General features: G+C 53.0%; 6 protein-coding genes and 2 pseudogenes. 4 read left to right on the forward strand and 4 right to left on the reverse strand.

All coding sequences use genetic code 11. The features are described from left to right. The coding region (locus ACI2KA_RS26575) for a hypothetical protein (protein ID WP_404505433.1) at window positions 1-211 on the forward strand (211 nt) is incomplete at its 5' end. Between the two features lie 49 nt (window positions 212-260). On the opposite strand, the pseudogene ACI2KA_RS26580 reads toward ACI2KA_RS26575, so the two are convergent. The 3 genes and pseudogenes from ACI2KA_RS26580 to ACI2KA_RS26590 all read right to left on the reverse strand — a co-directional run bounded on the left by ACI2KA_RS26580 (window position 261) and on the right by ACI2KA_RS26590 (window position 2,799). Continuing rightward, a pseudogene (locus tag ACI2KA_RS26580) lies at window positions 261-1,058 on the reverse strand (IS3 family transposase). Continuing rightward, window positions 1,055-1,417 (reverse strand): transposase, encoded by a 363-nt coding sequence (locus ACI2KA_RS26585; RefSeq protein WP_404505434.1) that lies wholly within the window; start codon window positions 1,415-1,417, stop codon window positions 1,055-1,057. Before ACI2KA_RS26585 ends, ACI2KA_RS26580 begins: the two are co-directional and overlap by 4 nt. A gap of 353 nt (window positions 1,418-1,770) precedes the next feature. Continuing rightward, a complete protein-coding gene (locus tag ACI2KA_RS26590; protein ID WP_404505435.1) occupies window positions 1,771-2,799 on the reverse strand; it encodes an IS110 family transposase in 1,029 nt (342 codons plus the stop codon). Between the two features lie 212 nt (window positions 2,800-3,011). On the opposite strand from ACI2KA_RS26590, the pseudogene ACI2KA_RS26595 reads away from it, so the two are divergent. Next, a pseudogene (locus ACI2KA_RS26595) lies at window positions 3,012-3,299 on the forward strand (transposase); the annotation flags it as partial. A gap of 394 nt (window positions 3,300-3,693) precedes the next feature. Beyond that, window positions 3,694-4,245, forward strand: a complete 552-nt coding sequence (locus ACI2KA_RS26600; protein WP_404505436.1) for an NUDIX domain-containing protein — start codon at window positions 3,694-3,696, stop codon at window positions 4,243-4,245. Here ACI2KA_RS26600 and ACI2KA_RS26605 read toward each other — a convergent pair. Then, the gene (locus tag ACI2KA_RS26605) at window positions 4,205-5,518 is read right to left on the reverse strand and encodes a hypothetical protein (protein WP_404505437.1); all 1,314 of its coding nucleotides are present in this window, start codon (window positions 5,516-5,518) and stop codon (window positions 4,205-4,207) included. The two genes, ACI2KA_RS26600 and ACI2KA_RS26605, sit on opposite strands and share 41 nt — an antisense overlap. An 850-nt stretch (window positions 5,519-6,368) precedes the next feature. On the opposite strand from ACI2KA_RS26605, the gene ACI2KA_RS26610 reads away from it, so the two are divergent. After that, a partial coding sequence (locus tag ACI2KA_RS26610; protein ID WP_404505438.1) for an autoinducer binding domain-containing protein occupies window positions 6,369-6,967 on the forward strand: 599 nt, incomplete at its 3' end.

The following is a 6,967-nucleotide window of genomic DNA, read 5'->3' on the forward strand; positions in this document are numbered from 1 at the left end:
GCATGGCGAAAGCTCGAAAGCCAGCCTTGGCGCATCATGTCCATCGGACGAAGAGAATGGGCGAATGAGTTTTGATCAGCGAGGCGGCGTATTAGTTGAAGAACAATCGGTACCGGATGATGAAGATTGGGAGTTTGCACCCGGTGAACTCGTTGAGGTGACGACTCGTTCGTTTGAAGGGGGAATGCTGTTGGTTTCCACGCGGAACTGAGCCGGTTTTGGAGTGAACCCCTCGGGCTGGACCATCGAACCGCTTCAAACTAAGCCGCCTGCTGGGCGAGTTGAGTTTCGAATTCTGCTGGCGATAAATAGCCAAGGGCTGAATGCAGCCGTTTGGCATTGTAAATCTGCTCGATGAACCTGGGCAAGTGTTCGGCCACGTCAGCGAATGTCTCGTAGCCTGCGGGGTAGATTTCCTCCACTTTCAGGGTCTTCATGAAGCTTTCTGCCTGCGCATTGTGATAAGGGTTGCCGACGGCGCTCATGGATCCCTGTAGACCTGCCGCATCGAGCGCTCGTCGATAGGTCTCACTTGCGTATTGGCATCCGCGGTCCGTGTGGTGAATGCAGCCGGGTGGAGGCTTTCTGTTCTCGAGCGCCGAACGCAACGCTGCCAATGCCAGCGGCGTATCCAGGCGTTTTCACAGGCCATAGCCGATGACTTTCCGGCTGCAGGCGTCGAGAATGACAGCGAGATAGCAGAAGCCAGCGGCGATGCGGATGTACGTGAAGTCGGCCACCCAGACCATATCGGGCCGCGCCGGGATCACATTGCGATAAAGGTTCGGGTAGATCGGCGAATCGTGGTTGTTATCCGTCGTGCGAACATACCGCTTGCGAGGCTTGATCCCGAGGCCATTGGCCCGCATGACGCGGGCGACGCGCTTGTGATTGACGAGGTGGCCTCTTCGCTGAAGCTCGTGTGTTACGCGTCGGTATCCATAGCAAGGCAGCTCGTCCTGGATGTCCTCTATGATTGCAATGAGCTCGCTGTCGCCGAGATTTAAAGCTTTTGCCGTCGATCGGTAATAGTAAGTGCTCCTCGGGAGATCGATCATTTTGCACCCCCGTCTGACAGAGCAGGCCGGGGACCGGTGATGATGGAGGAGCTCCCGCTGTCGCCGGCGATCAACTGGCGCGGTGTTTTTTCAACCAGGTCCAGCTCCATGGTGAGCTGGCCGACCTTGCGTTCAAGCGCCGCAATGTGGGCCTCGTACTCGGCAATGACGCTGGCCTCAGCCTCCTCATCGTTCAGATCGCCGCGATCGAACTGCGTCAGCCATAGCTGTATGAGGTTTGCCGAAACGCCGTATGTCCGCTGTGCGTCGCGCCGTCCGATGACGCCGTTTCGGATATCCTGGCAAAGCTGCAACTTGAACGGCGTCGAATGCCGGCGATATGGACCTCGGGACTTCATGAGCCTTCTCCGATTGAGGCCCGCAGCGTGTATCAGTTTTTCTGGGTCCCGTGGTCCAGCCCGAGGGGTTCACTCCATAACCGGCTCATGTATGGATGCCCCCGTTCATGCAAGTTTTTCTTTGAGCGGTTTGAACGTGTGATTGGATGCGGTCATGTATCAGGCCTTTGATGCAGTCTGGATATTACTGCTGGCCGGTATGGAGCTAAGCGGGGCTGGCGCAAATCAGTTCTACGAGCTCGAGGCTCACTGAGCCGGCGGCATTTCCACCCCTCTTTCCAATCTCTTGTCCTTACCGTTCGCTGATCTCCTCACACGCCGACGATCCGATCTCGCTATATCGCTAGCTTTGCTTACGCGGTTGCGAGACCGGAATCTTTGTAATTCTCATTCTTCGTCATCATCGCCCAGACGGATCGTGCCATCTTGTTGGCCAGCGCAATAGCAACGAGCATACGCGGCTTGCGCATCAACATACGCCCGAGCCACGAGTTTTCGGAGGGGGTCTTTCGGCATGCCCATCGGATAACCGTCATTGCGCCGATAATCAAAAGCCGTCGAATATCGCGCTGTCCCATCTTCGACGTCCGGCCAAGCATCTGCTTTCCTCCGCTCGAATGCTGTTTAGGTACAAGCCCGAGCCAAGCTGCAAAATCGCGTCCCTTTTGAAACGTCGTCATAGTTGGAGCAAACGCCTCGATCGCCATGGCCGTGATCGGCCCCACGCCAGGCGTTGACATCAGTCGAGCGGTGTTAACCGATTGCTGAGCTTCAGATTTGAGAACCTTCTCCAGGTTGGAGATACGGGCAGTAAGCAGATCAATCTGTTCCATATAAATCCGGGCAGTTTCTACGACCAGGAGCTCAAGACCGCTATCATCGTCTTCTATAATCCCCCTCAACGCGGCCAGGCTTGCAATCCCCTGTGGTGCAACGATCCCATGTTCTGCCAGGTGAGCTCGCAGGGCGTTAATCAACTGCGTCCGTTGACGCACGAATAGATCGCGTGTCCGAAAGATCATGGAAGAGGCTTGCTGCTTCTCCGTTTTCGGCACGACAAATCTCATCGAGGGGCGGATGGCGGCCTCCACGATGGCTTCAGCATCTGCCGCGTCATTCTTCTGCCGCTTTACAAAGGGCTTCACGTAAGCTGGTGGCAGCAACCGAACTTCATGGCCAAGCTTCCTAATCTCGCGAGCCCAGTAATGCGCGGTCGCACATGCTTCCATCGCAACGATACACCTCGGCAACTCCGAGAAAAAAGCCAAGACATGAACGCGAGATAGCTTCCTACGAAATACCAATCCGCCATCGGCGCTGGCCGCGTGGAGTTGGAATACCCGTTTTGCAAGGTCAAGGCCTACAATGCTAACTTCCTTCATGGATGCTCTCTCCTTTGAGTGACGTTGTTGCAAACATCACTTTGGCACATCGCGATGCCGTCGGGAGGGGGCATCCACATGGGGTAATCGCGGGAGCCATACCCCTTCGGATTCGAAGATGATTTGGAAGGTGGCTGTTCCCCGATAAGATGAGGTACGGGCTCTCGACTGGACGCCGGGCCCAGCATCAATGGAGAACAGCCATGGAAGAATATATCGGCCTCACAACGCGCCGCTACCAATCCGGCGAAGTCGATTATGACGGACATATATCCCGACGCGGAGACCGCCATTTGCGCGGGCTCCTATACGAAGCGGCCTCGGTTATTCTCACGCGTAGTTCCAAACAGAGTTCGTTGCGAACATGGGGGCTTCAGCTGCGAGAGAGGATCGGCTTCAAAAGAGCTGCCGTGGCTGTCGCGCGAAAGCTGGCCGTCATCATGCACACCATGCTGAAAACCGGAGAGTTCTTCAATCCGACTGCGGGCGTGGCGGCATAGTATCTGATAGCGCTCAATAACTGAGCGCTTGAAGTGTCCCTGTCGGGACGTGAGCCGAGCCATTCCGTTGATGGGGTTGCATCGCTGTCTCAGCTGAATGCGTCGTCCACATTGAAGGCTCGTGCTGCGAAGCTCCATCATGCGGCGACTGATGTCGACCGCGAAGACAACCATGCACCCGGCAGAGCGATGCTTCCACAAAACTTCCTATTGACGCACCGGCTGCGATTAGACAACTCCATCAGTTCTGCGTGGAAACCAACAGACATGGCCTTGTTTTATGCGCATATCCTTGTCATTAACGCATGTTTACGACGAACGCATCGCTGCTTTTACGCAGCCGACATATTTGTCGAATCGCCGTTTCGAATGCCGTCACTTTGGAGCGTTGAGAATGCAAATAGTACGCGAGCGGGAAAATTTAGTTTACGAAAACCAGTATGTGGCGGTCTACGACGACGACGTCGCCTTCCCGTCAGGCAAAAAGGGCGCATATTTCCGAACGCAGTGGAAGGCGCCCTACGGCGTCGCAATTGTACCTGTAATTGATGATGAAGTCGTTCTGATACGCTCTTATCGATACACCGAGGGTGCAATCGTAACCGAGATTCCGCAGGGCTTTGGAACAGAAAGAAGCTCACCTGAGGCGGACGCCGCTCGAGAGTTATCTGAAGAAACCGGCCTTCGATCGGAAGAGCTAACTCTTCTTGCGGTCTTCGGCAAGGCATTCCAAACATACGTTTATATTTGTTGTATTAGCAGAGAGCAGAAGCCCACAATGCACTCGCAGGAAAACACCGAAAGCATTCTAGACTTCTGCTCTCTGCCGTTGTCAGGCATCAGCTTTGAGCAATTAGCTGAAGCAGGTGTCGTTGACCCGCTGACTGTCTCATCTGTTTTGATGGCTAGAGACCGCGCACAATCGTTTCCTTCTCAAAGTGATTGAGAACTGGCATCTCGAACGCAATTTTCGCGTCCATACCTTTGTCTTCCAGAAGATGTCCGAGTTGTCTATTTCGCGCTTCCCACTGTGCGTTGTCGTGTTGGCTTATGCGTTTGTTTGATGCGCCGAACTTGCGCTCCGCTAAGGAAAACAGAACCGATATTCCCAGACCTAATCCAGTCTGGAGCTCCACTGCCGCTCCAATTGCCTCGAGCAGGATTCCCCCAGCAAACTCGGCTTTCGCCCAACGGCTTCTAATAATCTGATCGGGAGCTTCGCTCGTCGACGCCTTCAACTCTGGAAACCGATCAATTATCCTGTCCACGATGCGTTGGTTGATACTCTGAAAGCTGACAGTTAAATCGTGAGCTACCGCTGACTTGCTCAGGTCACGGTGTGCGAACGACTGATATTCTTTCAGTTCGTCCGTTTGCCGCAGCCACATTATGTCATCGACATCCAATCGCGAAAGACCCTCGATATAATGCTCGTACGAGAGCCTGGGTTTAGACTTGAAACTGAAAGCTGGTTCCAACTGAGCAAGCTTTAAGCCCCGCATTGTTTCGAAAGAGCGTGCGTGACTGGACGCATAGATCGGATTCAAGCTCAGAACGCGGGGAAGATTGGAAATATACGGGCCTTCCGTGCAATCGTGTATCAATTGGTGGGTCTGTTCGGGAGGATTTACCAAACGCTGCATCACGAGAGAAGGGAATCTTCTTTGAAGAAATTCTCTTCCTAAGCCCCTATCTCTTTCTCTCTCCTCAGAAAGTATTTCTGAAAAAGTGCGGAAGTCTGATGGGGATAGGAGTGGGGAAAACTGGTCGCAAAGCAACGTTGCGACAACGTCGGTGAAATGCTGCCGAACTTCGCGATAGTTCCAGCCTATTTTTCGGAAATGCTGATCCGCAAAATCTAAATCTTTCACGCGGCCAATGTCGATCCTCTCACTTGTGATTTTCCCTTGGGCAAAGAATTGTTTCTGAGTTTCTAGGAGAGTTTGGATTTGAGAAGGCGCACTTTCATCGTGCCCTTGCCTTGCGGCAAGCGAAAATAGTTTCTCCTTCGAAAGCTCACGAATGACACCATCTCTTGCGATCAAATCTCGTAGATTAGGTGATGTAACTAACTGGTTGTCCGAAAACACCATATTATCGTTGAACGTAAGTGTGATAATAATGTGGGCCTTAAGCGCCTTCTTGTATTTCGCGTCTATTGAAATTTGCTGATTATCATCTGCCAAAAGTGAATACGGGGAACGAGGAGAGTGAGCCATAGAATTCGTAATCCAGTGCTTTATTGTTTAATGAAACATACAAAATCAGGCTGATACCGAACTTCAAAATCGAGCGTGGTACAGGCGCCCGTCTCAGTGACTTATCACCATCCGCCTGGCCGGGACATGGCGCTTCGATGACCACACAAACTGCCGTCGGCAGCCCTGTCGTAGTAAGAATAGCAGTTTCCGGGGTACTGGCGTGTCGGATAGCCCCCACCGCAATTATTGTTGGTGCACACAGCCACGGCTGTTCCAACCAGCGCGACGGCGACTAGCGCAGCGGCCGCCGCATCCTGATTTTGGACCATCTGAGGACAGTCAAGAGCTTGAACGCCACGGCGATTGAGTTCTTTCAGAATATCTTGCTGGAATACTGGATCTTGGCTCTGCAAGTATGTCCGACAGAGCGTCGGTTTGTCGATCGACTTTGGATTAGCGTTGAACGCTTCCCGCGAAGTTGTACATGCACTCAGGGCGCACGAAATGAACAGGGCGCCAAGCACCCGCAAATACACAATTGTCAAGAAAGCCCCCAATAACGTCCCCGCCACTACAAAAACACGCGGAGAGATTGGAGTCGAGCCTATTCAACTAGAATTTTCATTTGGCGAGTGGAAAGGAAGAAGGATGGATCGGTTCAAACGCTCATTGCTTTGAAGAATTGGCGTCGTGTGAATTGTTGGCCAATTCATTATTTTTGGCCGCCAGCCGCACTATCTTCAGGGCAGTCTTCGCGTCCGTGCCTTTGCAGAACTCGGCTCTAGTTCTTTGAAGCAACAATTTTATAATTGCTTTGTCGTATGCCATTATCCAATTCCGTAGGACTGTTATTCGCAGCGAGCGCATTATGGATACCCAGGGCAGACAGCAGGCCGCCAATGTGATGTTTGACTTTATCACTGCGATGACAGCGGCCAACGATGCAGACGCTATCATTCGCGACCTATCGACAGTTTCCAAGACATTTGGCCTTGATTGCTTCGCAATTTCGGGAATTCCCTTACCTGGCGAGACAATCGATCGGTACGTTTTGCTGAGTGCTTGGCCTGAAGGCTGGTTTGAACGTTATGTCGCGCAAAACTACGTTCACATAGATCCCGTGATCTACCAGAGCAAGATTTCGGACGGTGCCTTTGTCTGGTCAGAGGAATTGGGCGGAAAGCCCATCCGACGTGAAGCCAGGAAGCTGATGAATGAGGCGTCCGAATTCCGGATGCTGGATGGTTATAGCGTGCCGCTGCACATGCCAGGCGCTCTTCAGGCCATCGTCACGTTCGGCGCCGAGAAAATTGACCTGTCGATCGAAGCAAAAGGCATTCTCCACATCGTCGCCATTTACGCCCACAATCGCCTAATACGCCGCCTCGCTGATCAAAACTCATTCGCCCATTCTCTTCGTCCGATGGACATGATGCGCCAAGGCTGGCTTTCGAGCTTTCGCCATGC

Origin of the sequence: Agrobacterium sp. NPDC089420, assembly GCF_044900305.1 — a bacterium.
Taxonomy (GTDB): domain Bacteria; phylum Pseudomonadota; class Alphaproteobacteria; order Rhizobiales; family Rhizobiaceae; genus Agrobacterium.